Consider the following 24,123-nt stretch of genomic DNA (forward strand, 5'->3'; position numbering starts at 1 on the left):
CTGCTTGGCTGCGTACTATCTTTAACGTGATTTGGACGGGAAAGATCGACTATCCATGGCTATTAGCTTTTATGAAAAAGGGGAGCTGACCTCTGGCTTCCACGGTTGGCGAGTTGTTGCCACCATCCGAGGCAAACGCTATCAGAAGTATTTCTCTCTTAAGAGGCCGAACAACAGAATTACTCAAGAACTCTGGTACCAGTATCAAGAGACCAGGGCCAAGTACTATGAGGCCCGTTACATGGCCCGCTCCGCAGCACTTCAATATCTGGATTTCATTGGAAAAGACCATCCCTCAACCCTCCCCTGTCGCGGTGTTGGCTTCCAGGGCATCACGCTTGGCATCGGAAGCGGGAAAAGTGCTGCACAGGAAACCTGCTATTTCTCCGTAAACAAACGAGGAGCTGCTAACAAATTCTACATAGATGAGCGGGCATCTCTATCTCAGGCCTGGGAGCATGCCGTAAAACATTGGGGAGAAGTGTTCAATATCCGACCCAAAGACATAGCTAAAAAGCTCGAACAGGTTCCCAGTCCTGATCAGTTCAAATCGCTTCGAAAACAACTGAACAATCACGAGGGCTGCGACTATCAAGCCAGCGTCCTCCATCATGTTTACGCCGAACAACGTAGCCAGCTGGAAAAACATAAGGCTAAGGCAACCACCAGAGGAACGCTCAACGAGGATGATCTTCTGGCAATGTACGCGAACCTAGAGCGCCAGGTGTCAGAGTTTCGGAATTAGATCTATTCAGTGTCTTGGCCGAAGGACCGGCCCAGCGCGTCCGGTTTAGACGAAAAAACCCTGACCATTGGCTGTCGTCCTTCCACGACGCCAACAATTCTGTCATGTCCGATGAAAGCCCCTACCATGTAGACACCGGGGCCAAGCCGTTTGTAGGGCTCAAGAATCATCGTTCGCCAAGCTTCGATATCCAATAGAACCGACTTTAACTCTAGAACTAATCGTAGAATCCTGCGGTCCGCCACGCCGAGCCAATGAGAAAGCTCAATATTATCTTCTGTAACGATGCCGACGGTTTCCATTGACGCAAACGCTTGAAGGGTGGCGTAGTCATATTGTGTCGGCGACGAAACTCCGTCCTCAGCTCGCTAATCCCGTTCACGTGGATTTCCAACTAGTAAGGTCAGAAGGCAAATACCGTAACCTTTCCAAAGGCAATGCGGACAGTAACCGATGCTCATTGAGAGTGATGGAACACCTCTGACCCAAAACTGAATATTCGAACATTATTCTGATAATCCTGATTGACTAGGTCAAGATTGGGTCGATCAAAGGGTGCGAATTGTCACAAGCGGGGGTGGTGCCAAGTCTCTCCTTGGCGCGTCACACCACTGGGCAGGTGTCGCGTTTGCCTAGCATCCGTGCCGGCGTTGAGTCCCGGTCGTCCTGACCAGCTGACTCGGCCCCAACCCTATCATTGTCAATGCAGGATTCGTGTGAGATATATCTTAAAGCTGCGTAGGATCCTGAATTGGGCGTGGCGGCGACTGTCCGACCAGGGATGAGGAGGATTAACAATCAACCTGTTTCGCAAGGTAGGCTCTACCGACCTTCTTTGCATATCGAGTCTAATCTACCGACATATGCCTGAAGTCGTTAATTGAGAAAGACTCAGAAACAAGTTTAAACAATGAATCAGCCAACTGGTCATGCCGCTATAGCGTGGTCGGAAATTGACACAACAAATTATCCTGTGGTCGCAAAGCGGACGTTCGATAATTGGGCAGAGGCTGTCTTTTTTTGAGCGTAATCTCGTAAGCGGGGCCACTAAAATGGGGGGGGTGTTTACACTTCTTTAGCGGCAAATTGCCTCTTTAAAAATCATAAAGCCGGCTCGATGGCCGGCTTTATGGTTGGAAGTTGCGACTGTTCATTAGCAGGTGGTGTTGCCGAAGCTGTCGGTATAGCAGTTCACACTCTCTCCTCCAATCGTTCCGGTCGTGTTTCCGAATTGATCGGTATGAAGATTTACTGAATCGCCGCCAATCGTTCCCGTTGTATTCCCAAACTGATCTGAATACGTATTGATATTCTCGTTTCCAATCGACCCTGACGTGTTGCCGAAATCATCTCTGTAGGTATTGTAGGACCTCCCTCCGACAGTTCCGGATGTGTTTCCAAAGTCGTCCGTGTAGGTGTTTACTCCGCCGCCCGAGCAGTTTCCAAAATCATCACAATAAGTGCTTTGCGCCGACACGGAGCTTACAAAAATCAGGACAAAAAAGCCTAAAACGCTAACCTTCACCATTCGAAATTCTCTCTCTTTTAATTTGCTCTCAGCCAGTGTGGCTGACCGTGCTTTTTCTTTCAAAGATGTAAGGGGGTAATCAACTGCTTCGGCCGTCTTTCTGGAATGGAAAATCTGGGCTGGTTCGTTGAGCAAGAGGGTAGCAGGTCACGGTCGCAAAGCGAACCTTCAGGAAGGTTCATGAGTTTTGGTCCAAGTGGTTTGGTCGAGTCTTCGGGCATTTTGAAGGGAACTTTCTGGTGCTATCCAAAATGCCCGAAGACTTGACCATTGAATTACCTCTTTAATTTAACGCATTGATAGTACGCACCGGTATCAGGGCTTCGTACCCGGCCGAGGCACCATATAGATCACGGATCACCCCAGCTCGACGGAGTTTGGCCCCAGTAAGCTGTCTTGCGCTATTTATCGCGTCCTCCAGTCTGCCAGTGCCACTGGCCAGCTCGTTCAGACTGGCTTCCCAGTGCGCGCGCTGGTTTGGCAAGTGTCGCTCGTTGAGGATGTTCAGTCGACCATGGCCGGCCTCAACGCTTGCCCTCAGTTTAGCTATCGAGGCCCGCCATTCCCGCTGGGCCTGAGTGGCCAGCCATCGTTTTTGTGATGCTTCGGCAGTCGCCTTTCGAACGGCGCTGTGCTGGCGCTGCCCACTAAATGGGATCCGAACGCCAATGCCGACGACCCAACGTTTTCTCTCGTCAGCCCACAGGCTGTTATAGCCGGCATTAGCTGTGAACGTAGGTCGACGATCGACTTCGGCAACATCCAGCCGCGCGCGCCTCGGCTTCCCTCGCCTCGGCTGCACGAATCAGCGGATGATCTGGTTCCAACTGTCCATCGGCGAACAGAAGCGTTTCAGATGGCGCCATCAGTTGCAAACTGGCCCCCGTCGGACGACGCCCAAGCAGAGGAATCAGGTCGCTGGCTAGCCCGGCCTTTTCCGCTTGCAGCTCTACTAGTCTGGCATCTAGGAGTCTGCGCGGCAGAAACGTTTTGAGCCCTCGTTTCCGCCAGACCGGATCATTGTCTGGCCGGAAGGAGTGTTCGCGATATCGGATCGGCTCCATCATCGCTTTCGATCCAGCCAGTTAACCGGTTAAAAGGGGCATCGCAGGGCCCCAGCTGTACCTACCGTGAGCCAAAGGCTGCCTCAGCGACTTATGCCAGCCTCATCAGTGAACTCATGCGCCTGAGATTGAGCGACAGACAGACAAGATCCCATTCACCCTGCACCGCCTGAAGGCCCCGCAAGCCGAACTGCCGGAAGCCCAGGACATTCTTGATCCAGCCATTCACCGCCTCAACCATGTGCTTGCGCTGAGCGTAGACTGCTCGCCCCTCCGCCGTGGTAAGCTTCTCCTCCATGCGGGCCGTCGCCGGGTACCGGCTCGCGTTTATATCTCCGGTTTTTTTGCCTTCCCGGCGCAGCGAGACGTAGCCATCTATGCCTTTTGTCTCCAATGCCTGCAAGTCTTCCTCTTTGCGATAACCCGCATCAGCCAGACATTGGCCCGGGTAACTTCCCAGAGTTTCTTTTACCTCGCCCAGCAGCGGCACCAGACAGCCGTTATCACTGGGGTTGTTACCCTGGCGGTTGCCCACGATGATCTGGAACTCGCCATCCACGGCCAGTTGGCCGTTATAGCATTGCTGGAACCCATCATTCGTTTTCATGATCCGGCTTTGGGGGTCGGTAAAGTTACTCTGAGCCTTGTCCTCCGGAACTCCATAATCTCTCTTGAAGTTCCGGCCACCCTTGGGTGAGCGGCGATCATCGTCTGGATGCCGGCCTTTGGCCTCATCTTGCGTTTTTTGATCCGCTTCCAGTTTCTCCTTCGCTGCCCGGATCTTGTCCAGCCGCCCCTGACGGTGCTGAAGCTCTTCGGGTAACTCGTCGCCCCGCTGATCCGGGCCAAACTGTTGGTCTTCCGATTCATCCACACGGCGAGCCTGGCCACAAAGCTCATCAACCTCTTTTGACAGACGGGCTTCTTCCTCCCGCATGCGGTCATAGCTCATGGCCTTGTGCTTACTGGCGTTGGCCCGGACCTTGGTGCCATCAATCGCCAGCGTACCGAGAGTAACCAATTCCGCTTCCTGGGCGATCCGGACCACCTGAATAAATACGGCCTTGAACGCAGCCAGGTGTTGCTTGCGAAAATCGCAGATAGTGCGGTGTCTGGGGAAATTGCCAGCCGCCAGGACCCGAAGGGCGACATCTTCTTCCAACTTCCGGGCGATCTTTCGTGATGAAAACACGCCGGTCGCGTACGCATAGATCAACACCTTCAACATCATCCGCGGATCGAAAGGCGAGTTGCGCCGACCGCTCCCTTCATACCGGGCGTAGAAGGCACTCAGATCCAGTTCCTCGACCACGTCACTGATGAAATAGGCCAGATGCCCTTCGGGCAGCCACTCGTTCAGGCTCGGGGGAAGAAGCAGTTCCTGATCAGGTGAATAGGGGCGGAAGGTGGTTCCCATCGGATTCTCCGGTGCTGAAGAATTTTTACGTATTATGCCAGAAGGTGGCTCCTGCCGCGCAGACTCCTAGCATAGGCCGGTAACAAACTGTCGAAACCGGCAAGAAGTCCCATTGTGGCAGCTCCTTGTATAAGGCGGCGCCTGGACACACCTGCATAGAAATGTCTATCGCTCATAGGTTGCTCCTAAAACCATGTATATACAGCTTCTCGCGTTCGTGGCTCGATTGTTGACTCTACCCGGTGCAACTGAAATCAAACTGAAAAGTCGACCGGTAACCCCCCATTTTTAACGGGTTGCTGTTTTTCTGGGGAGTTGCCGTTACTGGTACAATCCATGGCAGACTGGCGAAACTTTCCCACCACGAAAAACGGCGCTTACAAATGAAAATTCTGATTGTTGAAGACAATGCTGTACTTGCCAAAAAAATATCGGGCTGGCTTGCGCAGGCGCACTACACAGTAGATATCGCCAAAACCGGCAAAGAAGCGGACTCGTTGATTGAAACAAGCTCCTACCAGGCCGTTATTCTCGATATCGGACTGCCCGATGAAAATGGACTGTCTTTAATGCAAAGATGGAGAAAAAACGGGAAAAAAGAGGCCATCCTTATTCTGACCGCACGCTCCAACTGGACTGAGAGAGTAGAAGGGTTGAATGCGGGAGCTGATGATTACCTTCCCAAACCGTTTGAGTTTGATGAACTGAAAGCCCGGCTCAGTGCGATTATCCGAAGAAAGGACGGCAGAACGACAGACCAGATCAGTGTTGACGGATTCAGTCTCAACGCCACCTACCGAACGCTTACCACGCCCGACCAGAAAGAGTTCAGACTGACAGCTACGGAATTCCGCCTTTTACAGTGTTTCCTCCGTTCACCGGACCGAGTGTTTTCCCAGGACGAACTGGTTGAATCCCTCTACAACATAGAAAGATGCCCCACCAGAAATGTCGTTCAGGTTTACATAACCCGGCTTAGAAAAATAATAGGGGTCAATAAAATAAAAACATTGCGTGGCCAGGGCTACTACTTTGAAAAAGATGCTACCCGCTGAACGCCCGAGTGAACCAACCAGGTTAAAATATGTCTGCTCCAAAAAGTATCCGCAGAACAGCCATTCAGTATGGTGCTGTTTTCAGCCTCGTATATTTTACTCTGATATTCTTTTCACACACCTACGTGATAAAGCAACTATCGGACGAGTCCAGGAAGCAACACCTGAACAAAGAGCTGGGAAACTTTCAGGCAATCATTGAGGCTGAATCCCCCACAACCGACGACCTCAGCAACATGATCAATCAGTTTGAAATGCTTCTGGGGCATGCCATCGTCATCGAAACGGCTAGCGGAAGCGTCCTGGCGAGCCCGAACTTTGACCAGAGCCAACTGCAGGGCGCTGCAGAGAAGCCCGAGGGTTTCATCCACATAGCGCAGGGTGCGAACACGCTTTTCGGGCTTAGACGTACGTTCACTGCTACTGGAAAGCTGGCCTCAATCACCGTTCTTGAAACCGAGGGGGCGCTCTCTGAACGACCGCTGAAGGCCCACCTGACATTGCTCGGTGCCTCGGCCGTTCTTCTGGCGATACTGCTGGCACTGATTGGAACCACCACACATCTGACGTTAAAGCCCATCAGTAGGATAAAAGAGGACCTGAGACGGCTCCAATCCGGGAAACAAAGTCGTCTGAACCCTCACGTGCCGGAAGAGTTTCGTCCGCTGATCCGGCAGCTCAATGATTTGCTCGAGCTGTCAAACCGGCGGCTGGACCGCCACCGCCGCCTGAATTCCGATCTCTCTCACCTGGTCAAAACCTCTATTTCTGCCAATCTTGCCATTTTGTCGGATATCGATACCTTGCCTCCGTCCCGGGAGGATGTTGTGTTTATGGCCTCTAACTTGCGGGAGCTTGACAAATCCCTGAAATACCGGATGAGCAAAGCAGACATATCAGGCAGACAGATGGGACGGACGTGCATGCCGGTTGAAATCACGGCAAGTGTCATCACCGTTATGGAAAAAATCTTCCCTGACACGGTTTTTCGCCTCCACACCAACTTACCTGAAAACTTCAGCTGGCCAATGGAACGGCAGGATCTTTCAGAGCTACTTGGCAATTTACTCGAAAATGGCGGGAAGTGGTGCCAGACAACCGTCGACGTTACAATCGTCCGCACGTCATCAGGGCTCTCCATAGAAGTAGCGGACGATGGCCCCGGAATTTCTCCCGAGGCGGCAGCCACTGTCATGAACAGGGGTGCCAGGCTGGATGAAACGGTCGCGGGTTTTGGGCTCGGATTGTCCATCGTGTCCGAGATTGTCGAAGACAACCTCGGACACCTGGAAATCGGATCCTCGAAAAACGGAGGAGCCAGGATTCTGATTTTACTGCCATTTCCGGACTAGATCACTGCCAAAAGGCCAGCCATCTTGAAAATCCGGCCTTCAAAGACTCAGTTTTAGCAGTAATCAGCTGCGTCATTAATCATTCTTCGAGTTTAATTCAGAATCAACGGGGTCATTCTGGCTGTCTGTTGGCGGAAGATCGATCGAGAATAGCTGGTACCGTTCGTTCTCCCCCAACTTCTGAGCGTCAGTGGCCCGCGGACCAAGAACCTTATCTACCGCATCGTTTGGAATTGCGGCAAAGACCCTGGCGTACCCGTCAGCGTCCAGCAGACTGTCGAATTCTGTGGAGGTGATTTCGACAGCGTCGCCCAACGAATAAAAACGTGCGGAAAATGGCATCTCGCCAATGTAAAAGATTGGACCGTCTCCCGCTTGCTGAATGCTCTCATACCGGCCTATCAATTGCTTCTCGGTTTTTAGTGGTTTTACTCCGCTCACACCTATGAACACAAAAAGGGTAATGAGAACGGGTGCAAGTAATACAGCACCCGACCTGATTCTGGACCAGGGACGTAAATTGAGCTGCGACACCCATCCGGCAATCAGAATGGCCGAGAACGGCAGAGAAGGAAGTATGTAAGTCCAGAGCGTGTTGCCTGCCAGGGTAAAGAACAGCATTGGCGTTATCGCACAAAACAACAGATACAGCGTTGAGGCGTCTTGAACAGCACCAGTGAATATATCCTTTGTTTTGCCTCGCGCCGCCGCAAGGCCAAAGCCAACCAAGCCAATGATACCCAGGGGAATGAAGCCCAAAGCCAGAATATCCAGATCATGCCCTTGGGCCGGTCATGGGCACTACCGTACAAATCGCCGGCCCACCCGGGGTCCAGAAACCGGCTAAAGTGTTCGCCAATGATGAAATAGTTGAGGAACCCTGGCGTTTTCAATTCAGCGAGCACGTACCATGGCACGGCAATCGCCAGTGTCAGAAGTGAGCCAAGAAGCCAGGGTAATTTTTTCAACGGCTGTAACCGCTGCCTGAAAATAGCAGCCCATAGCACCAGGGGGATAACGGTCAGTACAACAGCCAACGGTCCCTTTGACAACAAACCGATGGCCAGGCCCATGAAAAACCACCAGCGCCAATAGTCAGAGCGCCCTGAAAGCACAAACCACACGCTCACCAAGGAGAGGGTCGTTCCAAATACCAGGAACGTATCCGTCATGACTGCGCCGGCACTGATATAAGTGAGTGCCATCGTGGAAAGCACAAGAGTAGACCACCGAGCGACCGCAGCACCTCGCGCATGATTTGCAAGGCACCACGTCAGCCATACGATTCCAATCGTGGCGAACCATGCCGGTAGCCGCAATGAGAATTCAGACAGTCCAAATATCTTTAGAGAGGCCGCTTGAGCCCAGAATGACAGGGGAGGCTTCCCCAGAACGGAACGCCGGGTTCAAACCAGGGCGTTATCCAGTCCCCGGATTCAGCCATTAACCGAGCGATTTCAGCGTATCGGGCTCCGTTGTATCCACGAAGGGAAACAGCGTCATTCCGATAAAGCGACTGAACAATACGGCAGCCAGTACCCAGAACCAGGGCTCAAATCGCTTTAGCATTCTTGACGCCTCTGAAGTTGCTGATTTGGTCTCGGCTTGATACCTCTTTGTTCTCGACCACTTCTTCGGTCAGATACAGTGGTCGCTGTTTCGATTCGATGTAGGTTTTGCCCACATACTCACCAACGATACCAACGCTCACCAGTTGTATGCCGCCCAGAAAACTGATGAGGGCGATTAACGATGGGTAGCCGTCAGTCGGATCGCCGAGCATTATTGCCTTCGCTACAATCCAGACACCGAACAATCCACCAACGGAGGCGGCCAGCAAGCCGACAAGCGTTGCCCATCTGAGAGGTGACACTGAGAAGGAAGTCAGGCCTTCAAGGGCCAGGCCGACCAGGCCCGGGTAGTCCCACTTACTCTCGCCAGCCACTCTCAATGCCCGGTCGTATTCGATGATCGTCGTTGGCATACCAACCCAGGCAAAGAGTCCCTTCATGTAGCGGTTGCGCTCTCCTAACCGGAGAAGGGCATCAACTGCCCGCCTGCTCATCAATCGGAAATCACCCGTGTCGACCGGGATTTCAGTGCGACTGGTCTTATTCAGCAAGCGATAGAAAAGGTGCGCACTCCAGCGCTTGAGAAAACTCTCGCCTACACGTGATCGACGTTGCATCAGAACGACATCAAAGCCGGACTTCCAACTCCTGACCATCTCGGGAATGTATTCAGGTGGATCCTGAAGGTCCGCATCCAGAACGATCACCGCATCCCCCTTGGCATGCTCCAGCCCTGCTGTTACCGCTGCCTCTTTGCCAAAGTTGCGGCTTAGCTTGACGAGACGGATGCTCGATTTCCTTTTAATGAAAGTCCTAACAAATTCGGCACTGCCATCCTCGCTACCATCGTCCACAACCACGATCTCCGAGCGAATATCGAGGCTCGCAAGGATCGGCAATACATGCTCAAAGAATAGGGGAAGCATCGAACGCTCATTGAACACCGGAACCACCAGGGAAAGCAGCTCTGATTCATTCGGCGCACGGGAAGTCTCAAGAGGTTTGTTCATGAAACACCAGCCTTTGGTAGACAACATAGTTAAATACAGCGACAGCCGCAGTGGTTAGAAGCTGAGCAGGCACAACAGAGATTTCAAACAGTTGATGCAGGACTAAAAAGATCAGAACGTTCAGGAGAGCTGCGAGTGAACAGGAAAAGGCATATCGCCAGATGGCCTGGATGTGTGGGCGTGCGTTTGGAAAGGCCAAAGTTCGCTGCAACCAGTAGTTGGTAACCGCTCCTACAACGCTTCCAGAAAAGGTGGCTGCTACGGGGGCCATGCCAAGCAGAACCAGGCCGGACATGGCCGCCCAATGGAAAAGGGTTGCCATTCCTCCGGCGGCAATAAATCCACTTATTCTTTTAAAGGGAACCTTCTTCATCCTGGCCGACACACCCGTGGCTAACCATCGTGCCCGATGTTTCAACAACAATTCCGGAAATGGTGAACATTGACTCTTCAGAAACATCGGGCACCAGAATCACAGTCACAGCCTTCTTTCTAGGAGCAAAGTTCAACAGCAAGACCCTCGTCTCCGTTAAAACGGGCGGAATTACACTTCCATGCATGTAACCGCAACTATGCATTTCCGCCTCACATCTACCGCTGAATATCACCCACCTTGGCTCTCGAAAAGCGACCGAACAGAACCGGCAAAACAAAGAGTGTCAGGAAAGTTGCAGTCACGAGACCACCAACAATCACGCTGGCCAGTGGCTTCTGGATTTCAGCACCCACGCCCGTCGACAACAGCATCGGTATCAAACCGAGTGCCGAGGTTATTGCTGTCATCAAGACAGGACGTAAACGGGAGACGGCACCTTCAAACACCGCGGCATCCACGCTCAACCCATCCTGTATTCGCTGATTGATGCTTTCAACCATAACGACCCCATTGAGCACTGCCACACCGAACAGCGTGATGAAACCGACCGAACTGGGCACCGAAAGATACTGGCCGGAGAGCCAGAGTGAAAAGACGCCACCAATAACGGCAAGCGGCACGTTGACCAGAATCAACAGCGCTTGACCAACCGAACTGAAAGCAAAGTAGAGCAACAGCGCGATCAGCCCCAGAGATACAGGTACCACAATGGTCAATCGTTTCTGAGCTCGCTGCTGGTTTTCGAACTGACCACCAATATCCACCGAATAGCCGGGGGGAAGGTTCACTTCTGACGCGATGGTATCCTGAATATCGGCAACCACACTGCCCATGTCACGACCCTGCACATTGGACTGAATGACCACACGGCGCTGAACGTCGTCGCGGCGCACCTGGGGCGGGCCAGACTCAATAGACACATCGGCCACATCACCGAGTCTCACCCAGGCTCCGGAAGGCGCCTGCAACCTGAGATCAGCAATGGCATCCCGGTCTTCCCGGAAACGTTTGGCCAGGCGCACATAGATATCGTACCGCTCATTTCCGTTGATGATCTGGCCCGCGGCGGCACCACCCAGTCCGTCCCGGACGACACTCATCACATCAGACACGGCGAGTCCGTACCGGGAAAGTGCCTGACGGTCTGGCTGAACCACCAACTGCGCTTCACCGGCAATCTGCTCCATGGCCACATCCCGTGTTCCCTGAACTGTTCGGACCGCCGCTTCAATCTGCTGGCCTTTCTCCGCCAGTACGTCGAGATCCGGGCCAAAGAGTTTGATGGCCAACTGCGCACGAACACCTGACAACAATTCATCAACCCGAGTCGCGATAGGCTGAGAAAAGTTAAACAGTAGTCCCGGGTGCTGTTCGAGCTTCTCCTCAAACAGAGCCTGCAATTCATAGCGATTACTGGCGCTGGTCCACTCCGAAGTTGGTTTTAAGCCAATATAGATCTCTATATTGTTAACGGGCTCCGGGTCGCCACCTATTTCTGCTCGGCCAGCCCGGGAGAGAGCGTAAGTCACTTCTGGAAACTCCATCAACATGGCTTCCAGTTTTGGCGCAACTTCAATCGCCGTATCAAGGCTTGATGAAGGGGCCAGCGTCACCCGGAGGTTGATCGTCCCTTCTTCCAGTTCAGGGACAAACTCCGTACCGAGTCGCGGCACAACAAGAGCCGCCAGCACGACAAGAACAGCCGCCGCGCCAACAACCACGCGGCTATGCTTCAGTGACCAGGCAAGCCCCATGCGATAGAGCTTTTCCAGGGGTTTTAGAATGAAGCTTTCCCGCTCCCGGATACCCTTACGGAACATGTATGACGCCAGCGCGGGTACAACCACCAGAGCGACGATCACCGCCGACACGATAGCCAGCATGATGCTGATTGCCATTGGCTGGAACAGCTTGGCTTCCACACCTTCGAAGCTGAACAGAGGCATGAAAACGACCAGGATAATCGCCGTCGCGAAAAAAATCGGCCGCGCCACTTCCCGGCCGGCTTCCTGGAGACGAAGGGCAATGCCATGATCATCGTGTGACGCGTCCAATGGATCGGGGTCATCTCCAGCCAACTCATCCCGATGGGCGTCATGCTCAGCATCAGGATGGGTCAGATGCTTGAACATGTTCTCAACCATAACAACAGAGCCATCCACCAGCATGCCGATTGCCACAGCAATGCCGCCCAGAGACATCAGGTTGGCCGAGAGACCGAACCAGGCCATGATCATCAGGGCAATCCCGATGGAAATCGGTATTGAAAGCAGCACCAGCGTTGTTGCCCGCAGATTCATCAGGAACAGGGCAAGCACAATCGCAATAAACACAAAAGCCAACAAAAGCGCATTGGTCACCGTCTCTACGGCCTTGGTCACCAGATCCGCCTGGTTGTAATAGGGCTCAAAACGAACCCCACTCGGAAGCGCCTGATTTATGCGATCAATGCGGGCCTCGATGCCGTCGATGGTGGCTTTTGTGTTGGCCCCCATTCGTTTGAGTACAATGCCAGAAACCACTTCACCCAGTTGTTCAACCTGACCGGCTTCATCCTTCCGGGTCATGGTTACCGCACCCTGGCGAATTTCAGTGCCCAGCGCTACCTCGGCGACATCGTTCACTGTCACTGTAATGCCATCACTGGTTTTAACGGGCACCTGACGGATCTGCTCGAGCCCCTGCTCGCCATTACCCAGCCAGCCCATACCGCGAATAACCAACTGCTCCTGCCCGCGGCCCATATACCAGCCCCCAACATTGGAGTTGTTGTTCTCCAGGGCTTCCATGACATCGTTCTGTGATAAGTCATAGGACAGCATTCGCGCCGGGTTCAGGTTAACCTGGTACTGGCGGACCTCTCCGCCAAACGACAGGATTTCCGTAACCCCTTCAGCCGGTATCAGCAACAGTTTGACCAGCCAGTCGTGCAAGCTGCGCAATTCCATTGCGTCGTACCCCGAATCCGGGTCCGCTATCAGCAGGTACTGGTAGACCTGGCCAAGACCGGACGTATTCGGCCCCATTTCAGGCACCCCGACCCCGTCCGGAATCAGCTCCCGCGCGGCCTGCAACCGCTCGAAAACCAGTTGGCGCGCGAAATAGATATCCGTGCCCTCTTTAAAGACCACGGTGACACCAGACAACCCGGTTTTGGAGATGGACCGAACCTCCTCAACATCCGGCAACGCATACATCACCGCTTCAATGGGATAGGTGATCAGCTGCTCGACTTCCTCAGCCGCAAGTCCGGGCGCCTCTGTATTAACAGCGACCTGGACGTTTGTAACGTCGGGGAAAGCATCAAGATTCAGTTTTGGTATCTGAAACGCGGCCGTGGCGATAAGCACTGCAAGCGCAATAAGAACCAACAGGCGGTTCTGAACCGCCAAGTCGACTACTCGGTTGAACATAATGGCTCCCGGAATCAGTGGTTGTGCGGATCAAAGCCGCCTTTGGCAATCTCAGAGGCCACAAAAAATGCGCCCCGCAAAACGACTCGTTGGCCCGCAGCCAGGCCGGAAACCTCACGGAGCCCGCCAATTGAGCGGCCCAGTTCCACTTCCACGGGTTCATACTCGCCTTCGGCCTCTTCCACATAGACCGTCCAGTCGCCGTCCGCGCCACGCATCAATGCAGTCTCCGGCACGGCAAGCACCGGCTCGCTGGTCTTAAAACGAAAATACACATCTGCGAACATTCCTGGATGAAAACGATCTTCAGGATTGTCCAGCTCCAGCCTGACAATCCGCGTGCGGGTCACAGGATCAATGGTGTGGGCTTCCTGGGACACCGTTGCCACGCCCACACGACCCGCTGCCCTGACTTCGGCTTCCGCGCCCTTCTCTAGAACAATGTCGGAGCTTGCTGGCAGATGGGCTTCTACCCAAAGCTCACTCTCATCAGCAAGAGTCACCAGCGGCTGGCCAGCCTCAACTCTTTGTCCTTGCTCAAACTCATCGGTCAGTACTGCACCATCCACGCGAGCCCTGAGCATGTATTCACCGAGGCTACCCACACCACTGGCCTTCAACGCACCAATGTCATCATCGTTCAGCCCGTAAGCAAGCAGAGTCGCCCTTGCTGCTTCAATGTTGGCTTTCGCTGTATTGAACCGCTGATCGCCAACCACGGAACGACCCAGCCCGCTGATTCGCTTCCATTCAGGAAAAGCTTTCCTGTAATCCGCCTGCGCCTGTGCCACCGTCTCACTGAACAGGGTTACCAGCGGCTGGCCCTTGGTTACGTGCTCACCCAGTTCCACGTGACGCCGCAGCACCACTGAGGCAACCCGGGGGGACACGTGATAGCTGGTATAGCCGTTGGTCAGCAGCTCACCGGGAGCGTAGATTTCATAGTCAACGTGCTTGCTTTCGAGGGTTGCTACTTCAATGCCGGCGAGCTCTTTCTGTTTGGCATTGATGCTTGCGGTAGTTGCTTTTTCCTCTTCATGCTCACCTTCTTCACCATGATCTTCCTTATGCTCGCCCTTCTCACCGGTGACTTCCTGATGATCGTCGCCACTGGCAGCATGATCATGACCGGCTTCCTGATGAGCATCTTCCTCTGCCTGTACAAAAGAAAGTGGGGCTGTAAGCAACGTCAATGCGAATACTGAAATCAGAGCTTTTTTCATAATGAATATCCAGTTTCCAGACTAGTATTGGAAGAGGGTGATCAGTTCGCCAGACTGGCTCAAGAGCTCAATCAGACCCAACTGCGCCTGCTTTTCCAGTTCAATACCGGTTTTCAGGCTCTCCGCGCGCTGGCCCAGCGCCTGGAGATACTCAGAGGTGGAGAGGTCGCCGACCTGCCACTGCTTCTCAAGCAAATCGGCACTTCGCTGTACACGCCCCTGGGATAGTTCTTTCCATCGACGGAGTTGCTTGTCGTATCGCTTCCAGGAAGCGCGAGCGCCTGCCAGGTCATATTGTCGTTTCCGGTAGAGCGCCTGAAACCGCGCTTCCGCCTCCAGAGCCCGTCGATTCGCAGCCCGGGTTTCAGCGCTGTAGTTATTACGGACGTTCAGAGGGATCGAGAACGTCAGGCCAACCAGGTTCTCACCGCCATCACGCCCTCCGCTCAGCCCGACCGTGGGAGATGCCGTCGCTCTGCGACTGACCACCTCGGCTTCGCTCCGCAGCACCTGCCACCTCGCGCGGGCAGCAGCAATTGACGGATGATCCAGCAAATTGTCGTTATCGACCCTGGAAGCAAGAGCCGGCCAAATGTGCCCGGGGATTCCCCCATCCTGAGGCCTCCAGTCCGGCAGACGTTCTCTAACTTGAGTTTCTGCTCGATCAACTGCGGCCTTTGCCTGGGCGAGTTCACTGAGCTGCTGAGAAAGGCTTAAAAAAAGCAACTCTGCATCGGTACTCCCCAGGTCGCCCGCCTGCTGGCGTTGCTCAACCTGCTCCAGCAAGGCATTCAGACGGTGTTGCTGGGATTCCGCAATTTCTTCGGCACGCGTCGCCGCGCGCCACTCGACAAGCGCAAACAGCGACTCGGACGTTTGTGCCAAAACCGCTTCGTTCAAATCAGCTTCAGCGGAAAGCCTGATCAGCTTTGCCTTGTCCTTTAGCGCACCCTGTTGATCAGACCAATCGATCGTTTGTGACAGCCCTGCCTCAAAGTTGTTTTCACTGCCCGTTCTGTCTGCTCCAACAGACAGCTCCGGGTTATACAGCGGTTGTTCGCTTGCCTCAGCATCCTGATTCCGGGCTGCCGCCTGCTCTGTCGCCGCCATAACATCCGGATGTTTGCTTATCTGGCCAGTGAGCCAATTTGTCCAATTCACAGTCTCCGCTTGACCGAACAGAGGAATGGACAATAGTACTGAACACAGCAACGCTCTGGGCGAGTGCTTGCTTGCCTTCATCGACTTTCTCCCGAAGGGGTAAATAGCCACAATTCATGGGCGCGAGGCGTCCATGACAAGGTAGGAACAGGCCAGGATAGTAAGTGAAAAGGTTGAAATGAACTTGAATTCGAAGCGTCATCCACAAAAGAAACCGCCCTCCAACTCCACCAGCATTCCCGGACTGTCCTTTTGACGGACAAAATGAGTACCAAAGACTTATGTTTCTGTAGCGCTCAGATCAATAGCCTGTCATTCGATGCCCCTTACTTTCCGTCACTTCTTCAAGGTGATCTATGTCTCGAGCAACGAATAACGCAGGCGCACCGCGCCACGGATTCAAACTCAAACTGGCTTTCCTGGTTCTGTTATGGCCCCTCACGGTCAAATCAGAGCTCGCAGTCGATGAAATTTACTCCCCCCGGGTAACTGCGGGGGATCTCGAAATCGGAGTGGTTGGGGCGTTTCTGGACAGTGAGGGGAGCGAAATTGACAACCTTCGTGCCGATCAGTGGGAGGTGGGTTACGGGCTATCTGAACGCCTGAGCGCCGAACTTAACTTCAACGCAATCAAGAGACCGGGGCGAGCGTATTCACTTGAGGAATACGAAATCGAACTGATTGGAAACTTTTTTCAAGACACTGAGAGCGCTGCGGGCTTGTTCATTGAACTGTCAAAAGAACATGGCCAAAAAGCCGGTGGAGTGACCCTTGGGTCACTTTACGAGAGACAGCTATACGCGCATTACAGCATCCTGACGAACCTTCTGGTTAGCCGCTCATTTGGTGAAGACGACGAGCAGCTTGAGCCCACTGGCTCATTACAGTTCGCCTACACGAAGTCTGACACGTTTCAGCCAGGGCTGGAGTATTACGGGGCCGAAAACAACCATTTGATGGGACCTGCCATCCTGGCTGAGTTCAGAATGGGTTCCAGTATTCTGGAACTCCAGGCGGGCGTTGCATTTGGCCTCACTACGGACTCAGACGATATGATCTATCGCTGGGAACTGGAGATAGAACTGTGATGGCGGCCCGCAACCAAAAGCCGCAGAACCGCCATCCAGTTTCCAGAGCACTAGCTTGAAGCAGGCTCCAGTGCACTCTCACCGGTTTCGCTGTCCTCGATACGAACAGCCCGAACCAGGCGGGATACAAGTACCTTGCCGTCACCCGGGTGCCCATCCTGGGTTCTGCCCGTTCTGACAATGAGTTCCACAACTTCACCAGCGACATCATCGGTCGCTACGTCTACTTCCAGCTTGACCATCTTCACTTTCTCCAGAGGCGACTCATCGCCGACCAGATGACCAAATTCGCTGAGAGGCACGACAGCAATGCTTGTCACGCCCTTGACTCTGGCCAGAGCATCAACCACATGCTCTGCCATAACCTCTCTGACATAAGCCTTTATTTCATACATAAGCCTTCTCCTGCCTATCAGACTTCAACGTCACGACGTTCGGATGCAAACCACTGATACACGCTGGGCAACACTACCAACGTCAGCAACGTTGACGTGATCAGACCGCCAACCACAACCGTTGCCAGTGGCCGTTGGACATTAGAGCCAATGCCATCGGCCAGCAGCAGGGGAATCAGCCCCAGAATAGCCACAGAGGCGGTCATCAGAACCGGCCGCAAACGGCGTTGAGCACCCAGCTTGACTGCTTCAATGACTTCGTAGCCTTCGTCCCGCAACTGGTTGATGTAACTCACCATCACCACGCCGTTAAGTACGGCCACACCAAACACCGCGATGAATCCCACGGCAGCGGGCACAGAGAGGTAAAGCCCCGTCACAAACAGCGCGACAATGCCACCGGTAATCGCAAAGGGCACATTCATGAAGATCAGCACCGCATAGCGCAGACTACTGAATGCCGAGAAAAGAAGCAGGAAAATAAGCGCCAGGGTAATGGGCACAACGATCGCAAGCCGAGCCATGGCCCTTTCCTGGTTCTCAAACTGACCGCCGAACTCCACGAAATACCCCGGCGGCATGTCCACTTGCTCCTCGATCCGCTTGCGCAAGTCCTGAACAACACCGCCCATATCGCGACCACGCACGTTCATCTGCACGTACTGTCGCCGACTGGCATTGGAGCGCGAAATTTTCTTGGGGCCAGCGTACATTTCAACATCGGCCACCCGTGAAAGCGGGATGAGCTCGCCACTATTACCCCGGAGGGGAAGCTTTCTGATTTCATCGATGGACCCGCGATAGGACTCTTGCAGCCGGGCGAAGATCTCAAATCGCCGGACACCGTCGAAGACCAGCCCCGCGCCTTTACCGCCAATCCCGGTTTCGACCGTACTCATCAGGTTATCAATGCTGATGCCAAACTGCGCCAGCACTTCACGGTCGGGGCGAATAACGATCTGTTTTTTACCTGCGCTCTGCTGAGCGCGCACATCCGTCGCACCCGGCACTTCTTTCGCCAGGGCCGCCACTTCCTTGCCGATCCGGCCCAACTCGTCGAGGTCGTCGCCGAAAATGCTGGCAACCAGTTGCGCCTGAACGCCTGAGAGGAGTTCGTCGGTTCTGAGCTGAATCGGTTGTGACAGATTGTTGGCAAGCCCGGGAACCCGCTCAGCCAAAGACTCCGCAATCCGGCTCTGAAGGTCCTCATAGCTCACATCTTCTCGCCACTGATCCAGAGGCTTCAGATTGACGAGCGTCGCGACAACGTTCACGGATTCAGGATCACCGCCCACCTCGGCACGACCGATCCTGGCATAGGTGCCGGTGACCTCTGGAAATTCATCGACAACGGACTGAATCCGTTTGCCATACTTGATGGCGGATTCAAGACTGGCTCCAGGAGGCAGTGTCGAGCGAATCTGGAACGTGCCTTCCCTGAGCGTGGGCACGAACTCGCTCCCGAGATAGGGAAACAGCAGGAGACTGCCGGCAAAGGCAATGACGGCCACGCCCATCACAATTTTAGGGGCTTTGACGACAGTATTCACCACCGGCTTGTATAGCCGGTTCAGGAACAGAACCAGCTTCGGCTCTTTGTGTTGTCCACCCATCTTGAATGACAGCGAGGCCAGAACCGGCACCAACGTCAACGCGAGTAACAGCGCACCGATCAACGCAAAACTGATGGTGTAGGCCATGGGCGAAAACAGCTTGCCCTCAACGCCCTGCAGCGTAAACAGCGGCAGAAAAACGATAATAATGATGCCAATGGCAAACACAATCGGACGAGCCACTTCCCGGGCAGATTCACCTACAAGCCTCAGAACACTGACCTTTTCCTCTGATCGTTCTTCCAGATGTCGGAAGATGTTCTCTATCATCACAACGGCGCCGTCCACCATCATACCGATGCCGATAGCCAGCCCCCCCAGACTCATCAGATTGGCGGACAGGCCCGAAATCCGCATCGCAATGAATGCGAAAAGCACAGACAACGGCAAGGTCGCCACCACGATCAGTGTGGAACGAATATTTCCGAGGAACAGATAGAGGAACACCAGCACCAGAACCGAGCCCTCAAGTAACGCTTTCTCGACAGTGCCTATGGCCTTGCCCACCAACTCCGCCTGGGAGTAATAAGCTTCTATTTTCAGCCCTTCGGGAAGTGACTTGTTCAGATCATCGATTTTTGCGTTGACGTCCTCGAGTACCTGACTGGTGTTGGTTCCGATCAGCTTCATCACGTAGCCGCCCACGGACTCCTCACCCGAGGATACCTCCGCGCCGCGGCGGATCGCCGGCCCAAGGCCAACCTCTGCCACATCCCTGACATAGATAGGAGACTCTCTCTCACTTTTGGACACAATGATGTTCTGGATGTCCTCGATGCCCTCGGTACCTGAATTAACCCAACCGTAGCCGCGAACAATATATTCTTCACCGCCTCGCGTAATGAAAGAGGCGCCTACGTTTCGATTATTCTGGGTGAGAGCGCCGCGGACGTCAGACACTGTCAGGTTCCTAGCCTGAAGCTTCTGCGCATCGATATTGACCTGGTACTGTTTTACCTCGCCGCCGATGGACAGCACACCGGTTACACCCGGCACGGTTCTGAGCTGGGGTTTGACAATCCAGTCCTGGATCGTGCGGATTTCCTGCAAGCTGTACTGGCTCTCGTCCTCAGCTTTCAGGGAATACATCAGGATACGTCCCAAGCCCGTGGTGATGGGTCCTAGTTCGGGTTCCCCCATGCCCTCCGGGATCTGGCGCTTGGCTTCTGAAAGCCGTTCGTTTACCAGCCGCCTGGCGAAGTATATATCGGTGCCATCTTCGAAATAGATGGTCACCCGGGAAAGCCCGAAAATCGACGTGCTCTGAACCTTCTGCAACTTGGGGATGCCGTACATGCTGATTTCAATGGGATAGGAAATCAGCGTTTCAATATCCACCGGCGACAGACCAGGACTGGCAGTAAAAACCTGAACCATGGTAGGCGTCGCGTCGGGAAATGCGTCCACCGGCAGTTTTTGAAATGAAAATACCCCGGCAACGATCACGGCGATAGCAAAAACAATCGTCATCAGACGGTTGTTCAGCGCATAATTCACAATTGCGTTAACCATGTTCCCCCCGGGTTTTAGTGTCCGTGAGCGGCGCTACGGCCACTGGCGGTAATGGCCGACATCAGATCAAAAGCGCCTACTGAAACTACTTCCGTGTTCGCGCTGATGCCGGACTTGATCTCGATCCAGTCGTTTGCCTCCTTGCCAAGCGTGACGGGAACCGCCTGGTAGGCCCCTTTCTCATCGCCCGGAACAAACACAACGGATTCATCGCCAATGGTTTGAACCGCATCATCCGGAACCAGCGGCAGTGATGCCTCCGATTCCGTCATGATTCTGGCCGTGGCATAGGTATTCGGGCGAAGGTCGCCCCTCGGAGACTCCAGCACAACGCGAACCGGGATGGTGCGGGTCTTTTCATCGAGCATGCTCGACACCCAGGATACCTGCCCACTGTGAAACCGGTCGGAACTTGAATCCCTGGAGGAAATCTGAACCTCGTCTCCCGTTGAAATCTGGTCAATATCGGATTCGGACACCTGAAGAATGGCCCACAACACCGAGGCATCCGCCACGATGAAAGGCGTATCCGACGGACTCAGCGTTTGCCCCAGACGAACATGCATCTGCTCGACACGCCCCTCAATGGGTGAGCGGAGCGCGTATTGCGCCAGCCCCCCACTGTCACCTGACGACTCGCTGCCGTAAACCGCCAGTTGTTCCCGCACGGAATCGTACTCCGCTTTTGTTTCAAGAAAGGCAGCCTTGGCATCCAGGAACTCTTCTTCACTGGAAATACCCTGTCCCTGCAACTCCCTTTCACGATTGTAGTCAGACTCGGCCGCTTCTTTGCGGGCCTCCAGCGAGATTAACCGGGAGCGAATCCGGGCCAGCTCCACACTGTTCAGGGTTGCCAGTAACTGCCCCTTATTGACACGATCCCCCAGATCAACCGCCAACCCTGTCAGTTTTCCCTCCAGCAGCGGACCAACCTCGGCCACGCGGTCCGGCACATACTGAATCTCGGCAGGTGCCGTGACAATTGCGCCAGCGCGCCCCTTGGCAGCCGCCACAGTCTGAATCGACAGTAACTCTGTCTGCTCCGGCGTCAGATGGATCTGGCGGGACTGGTTTTCCTCTCCGGCATGCTCGGCTTCTTCATTTCCGTGCTGGTCACCCTCGGCTTCTCCGGCAGCGTATACCTGCTGCAAGCTCAGAATGCTGACAACAATTAAAAATATCTTAAGATTGCGAATCATTCATTCACCCTCAATATATAGAGAACGGTCAATTTCGAGTTTTATACCCTCAGGAACCGGCTGACATCGACAGAGCACCTCCTGTGCTTATCTCCAGCGCCCGGACGGCATCGATATAATCATTCTGCGCCTGAACGTATTCCTGCCTTACCGACAGGAGATTGTCCTGTGCCGCCAGAACATCCGAGGCACCGACCTTGCCCGCCCGAAGTGCTTTCTGCATCAACTGTAATGTTTCCTCTGAACGCTCCAGGATCGACTCGTTCATCTGGCGCAGTCGAACGGCGGTGGATTCATACCGGGCCACAGCCGACACAACCTGACGCTCTGTAGCCAGGCGCAAAGCCTCTGCCTCAAGCTCGGAGGTTTTCAGCCGCGCAGCAGCTTGTCTCTGCTCACCGGAATAATCATGAAAAACGGTCAAAGGCATCGACACCCCTGCACCGAAAAGGTTGGAGCCTTCCTCACGATCATAAAATCCGAAGACTTTCAGATTTGGAATCGTCAGGCTTTTCGCAACTTCAAGGCCAGATTCATCCGCTGCAATTCTTGCGGCCGCCGCTTTCAGGTCCGCTCTCTGACTCTGTGCCATCTCGACAAGCTGGCTGGTCGGAGGCAGGTCTTCGAGCGTCACATCAAGCTCGCCGGTCACCCCAACGGCATCGGAGGGGGACACCCCGAGCACTTCGGTAAGGTCAATTTTTGATTGCTCGAGCTTTTGTTCCGCCGAGGCTTTTTGATTCCGGGCCCTGGCAAGCCCAATGACTGCGGTATTGAGATCAATCCGGGTTTGTTTACCCTGTTTTACGGACATTTCAACCAGGTCTTTGGTGCGTTGCATAAGTTCAACGGCACGGGTTGCGGTTTCCAACTCTTTCTGAGCCAGCAGTATCCGGAAATAGGCGGCCCGCACCCGCGCCTTGGTGGCTACCTTCAGGTATTCAAGCTCCTGTTGCCGGGACGTGAGATTACTCCGGGCACGCGACTGCCCAAGGTCGCCGCGATTACCCATCCAGATCTCCTGAGTAACCCTCACCCCATATTCCAGGGACTCGTCGGCCTGATCCGGGGCCTGACGGGCCCCCAACTCAAACTCTGGATTGCTCGGCGCCCAGCGGCTGGCATGATCAAGCTGTCCCTGCTGTATCGAGACCGCGGCCCGCCTCAAAGCCAATACCGGGCTATTCTCGAAAGCCATCACCATGGCCTGGTTCAGGGAAACAGCCTGGCTGGCTTTGGCCTGCTGATATTCTTTCAGCGACACACTCTCTTTTGCCTGGGCCGACACCATGGGAGAGACGGCCAAGGCTCCCGGAACTATCATCGCGCACAACAACAATCGTTTGTTCATTCAGTATCATCCTGGCTGTTTGACTGAGGTCAGTGAGTCAGCATTTTTGCGTGGGATTCCGGAGCGATCTTACAGACAAACCTTTAATACAGTTTGAAATTCAGGCACCGGATAAGAAATGAGCTTTGGCGGCAGGGGGGGCAGAGGTAAGGGCGAGGATGTCGAGTCACCGGGCGTCAAGGCAGGCGCACGATGGTGGGTTCTTGCATGATAAATAAAAACCGGCCCGTCATTTGGGCCGGCTTTTTATTCTGGATCTGAATTGCTTGTGATCACTTGGCCGATCAGAAACTCCTGCTCCAACCCAGCCAGAACTTCGGGTCATCCGAGTTGACAGAGCCAAGCGCGTCGGTTGACTCAATGTCCGCGTACTCCACGTTAACACTGAAGGAACCGAAGTTTCCCGCATCCTTTGTAACGTTGGCGGCGACGTGTGAATAACTTGCCTCACCGACAGAAGCCTTGCCGTCATCAGCGAAGTCATAATAGCCAAGCGTAACACCGGCACTGTAGCTGTCCTGCAGAGGCACCCCAACAGAGGCGTAGTAATAGGCATCTCCTTGCACGAACACCCCATCACCACTGGTGTCGCTGTTGATCGTGTAGGCTAGGCCTACAGCAGCAATGCCATAGCTGATCTCGCCGTAAAGTTCGCCGAAATCAATGGAGTCCGGCGCGTCAGGATACGCATAATAAATGTACCCAACGTCATAACCCAGTTCTTCCACAGAGCCGGAGAATCCGGCATAAAGATCAAGCTCATAGCTGGTGCCGTCACCAAAATCGACATTGGAACCCCAACCACCGGCGTAGAAGCCCGACGCATGCTCATAATCCAACCCTCCCTGGACAGCCGCAGCCCCGTCTGTCTGGGTGACGCCCCGGAACAGATAGTTGCTGCTGGCGCTCACATTTGAGCTGACGTCAGCGCTAACAATGGCGGGCGCAGCCTGAAGTGCTGCAAGCAAAGTGATACTGATAAATCCGGATTTGGTGAAAAACTGCTTCTTCATAATGGATACCTTCGGTTGGGTTTCATTGCTCCAAATA

Annotated in this window: 21 protein-coding genes; 4 read left to right on the plus strand and 17 right to left on the minus strand. The window is 54.1% G+C overall.

From position 1 onward, the window contains the following. Nucleotides 1–55: 55 nt before the first annotated feature. On the plus strand, nt 56–745 hold the full coding sequence (locus tag ACP86_RS11625; RefSeq protein WP_053113969.1) for a hypothetical protein: 690 nt from the start codon (nt 56–58) through the stop codon (nt 743–745). A gap of 2 nt (nt 746–747) precedes the next feature. Here ACP86_RS11625 and ACP86_RS11630 read toward each other — a convergent pair whose 3' ends face one another. From ACP86_RS11630 to ACP86_RS11640, 4 genes are all read right to left on the minus strand, one after another. After that, nucleotides 748–1,047: a hypothetical protein gene (locus tag ACP86_RS11630; protein WP_008169415.1), complete on the minus strand. Its 300-nt coding sequence runs from the start codon at nt 1,045–1,047 to the stop codon at nt 748–750. Nucleotides 1,048–1,898: 851 nt separating this feature from the next. Further along, nucleotides 1,899–2,273, minus strand: coding sequence for a hypothetical protein (locus ACP86_RS22120; RefSeq protein WP_227507701.1), 375 nt, complete (start codon nt 2,271–2,273; stop codon nt 1,899–1,901). Nucleotides 2,274–2,556: 283 nt separating this feature from the next. After that, nucleotides 2,557–3,075, minus strand: a complete 519-nt coding sequence (locus tag ACP86_RS11635; protein WP_008169850.1) for a TolC family protein — start codon at nt 3,073–3,075, stop codon at nt 2,557–2,559. A gap of 353 nt (nt 3,076–3,428) precedes the next feature. Further along, nucleotides 3,429–4,754, minus strand: a complete 1,326-nt coding sequence (locus ACP86_RS11640) for an IS1182 family transposase (RefSeq protein WP_053113971.1) — start codon at nt 4,752–4,754, stop codon at nt 3,429–3,431. A gap of 383 nt (nt 4,755–5,137) precedes the next feature. Between ACP86_RS11640 and ACP86_RS11645 the strand changes: the two genes are divergently transcribed. Both ACP86_RS11645 and ACP86_RS11650 read left to right on the plus strand, forming a co-directional pair. After that, nucleotides 5,138–5,809 carry a response regulator transcription factor gene (locus ACP86_RS11645; protein WP_053113933.1) on the plus strand — a complete coding sequence of 224 codons (672 nt, stop codon included), beginning with the start codon at nt 5,138–5,140 and terminating at the stop codon, nt 5,807–5,809. 125 nt (nt 5,810–5,934) lie between these two features. Further along, nucleotides 5,935–7,161 (plus strand): ATP-binding protein, encoded by a 1,227-nt coding sequence (locus ACP86_RS11650; RefSeq protein ID WP_227507698.1) that lies wholly within the window; start codon nt 5,935–5,937, stop codon nt 7,159–7,161. Between the two features lie 75 nt (nt 7,162–7,236). Here ACP86_RS11650 and ACP86_RS23230 read toward each other — a convergent pair whose 3' ends face one another. The 8 genes from ACP86_RS23230 to ACP86_RS11680 all read right to left on the minus strand — a co-directional run bounded on the left by ACP86_RS23230 (nt 7,237) and on the right by ACP86_RS11680 (nt 15,915). Beyond that, nucleotides 7,237–7,782, minus strand: coding sequence for a hypothetical protein (locus tag ACP86_RS23230; protein ID WP_227507702.1), 546 nt, complete (start codon nt 7,780–7,782; stop codon nt 7,237–7,239). 5 nt (nt 7,783–7,787) lie between these two features. Continuing rightward, nucleotides 7,788–8,552, minus strand: coding sequence for an ArnT family glycosyltransferase (locus tag ACP86_RS23235; protein WP_227507883.1), 765 nt, complete (start codon nt 8,550–8,552; stop codon nt 7,788–7,790). A 52-nt stretch (nt 8,553–8,604) separates the two neighbouring features. After that, nucleotides 8,605–8,730, minus strand: a complete 126-nt coding sequence (locus ACP86_RS23485; protein WP_264752386.1) for a hypothetical protein — start codon at nt 8,728–8,730, stop codon at nt 8,605–8,607. After that, a complete protein-coding gene (locus ACP86_RS11660) occupies nt 8,714–9,742 on the minus strand; it encodes a glycosyltransferase family 2 protein (protein WP_008169859.1) in 1,029 nt (342 codons plus the stop codon). The genes ACP86_RS23485 and ACP86_RS11660 overlap by 17 nt, the downstream gene beginning before the upstream one ends. Beyond that, nucleotides 9,726–10,115, minus strand: a complete 390-nt coding sequence (locus ACP86_RS11665) for a GtrA family protein (protein ID WP_039881780.1) — start codon at nt 10,113–10,115, stop codon at nt 9,726–9,728. Before ACP86_RS11665 ends, ACP86_RS11660 begins: the two co-directional genes overlap by 17 nt. A 218-nt stretch (nt 10,116–10,333) precedes the next feature. Then, on the minus strand, nt 10,334–13,531 hold the full coding sequence (locus ACP86_RS11670) for an efflux RND transporter permease subunit (RefSeq protein ID WP_053113926.1): 3,198 nt from the start codon (nt 13,529–13,531) through the stop codon (nt 10,334–10,336). A 14-nt stretch (nt 13,532–13,545) separates the two neighbouring features. After that, nucleotides 13,546–14,754 carry an efflux RND transporter periplasmic adaptor subunit gene (locus ACP86_RS11675; protein WP_053113973.1) on the minus strand — a complete coding sequence of 403 codons (1,209 nt, stop codon included), beginning with the start codon at nt 14,752–14,754 and terminating at the stop codon, nt 13,546–13,548. Between the two features lie 21 nt (nt 14,755–14,775). Next, nucleotides 14,776–15,915: a TolC family protein gene (locus ACP86_RS11680; RefSeq protein ID WP_227507703.1), complete on the minus strand. Its 1,140-nt coding sequence runs from the start codon at nt 15,913–15,915 to the stop codon at nt 14,776–14,778. A gap of 356 nt (nt 15,916–16,271) precedes the next feature. On the opposite strand from ACP86_RS11680, the gene ACP86_RS11685 reads away from it, so the two are divergent. Next, entirely contained in the window at nt 16,272–17,003 is a 732-nt protein-coding gene (locus ACP86_RS11685; protein WP_041333833.1) for a hypothetical protein, read from the plus strand. 50 nt (nt 17,004–17,053) lie between these two features. On the opposite strand, the gene ACP86_RS11690 is transcribed toward ACP86_RS11685, so the two are convergent. From ACP86_RS11690 to ACP86_RS11710, 5 genes are all read right to left on the minus strand, one after another. Further along, nucleotides 17,054–17,398, minus strand: coding sequence for a P-II family nitrogen regulator (locus ACP86_RS11690; RefSeq protein WP_053113976.1), 345 nt, complete (start codon nt 17,396–17,398; stop codon nt 17,054–17,056). A 17-nt stretch (nt 17,399–17,415) separates the two neighbouring features. Beyond that, nucleotides 17,416–20,523: an efflux RND transporter permease subunit gene (locus ACP86_RS11695; RefSeq protein WP_053113978.1), complete on the minus strand. Its 3,108-nt coding sequence runs from the start codon at nt 20,521–20,523 to the stop codon at nt 17,416–17,418. Between the two features lie 14 nt (nt 20,524–20,537). Next, nucleotides 20,538–21,722 carry an efflux RND transporter periplasmic adaptor subunit gene (locus ACP86_RS11700; RefSeq protein ID WP_053113979.1) on the minus strand — a complete coding sequence of 395 codons (1,185 nt, stop codon included), beginning with the start codon at nt 21,720–21,722 and terminating at the stop codon, nt 20,538–20,540. Between the two features lie 49 nt (nt 21,723–21,771). Then, nucleotides 21,772–23,073, minus strand: coding sequence for a TolC family protein (locus tag ACP86_RS11705; protein WP_036208654.1), 1,302 nt, complete (start codon nt 23,071–23,073; stop codon nt 21,772–21,774). A gap of 284 nt (nt 23,074–23,357) precedes the next feature. Then, a complete protein-coding gene (locus ACP86_RS11710; protein ID WP_053113982.1) occupies nt 23,358–24,086 on the minus strand; it encodes a TorF family putative porin in 729 nt (242 codons plus the stop codon). Nucleotides 24,087–24,123 lie beyond the last annotated feature (37 nt).

Origin of the sequence: Marinobacter sp. CP1, from assembly GCF_001266795.1 — a bacterium.
GTDB classification, from domain to species: Bacteria; Pseudomonadota; Gammaproteobacteria; order Pseudomonadales; family Oleiphilaceae; genus Marinobacter; species Marinobacter flavimaris.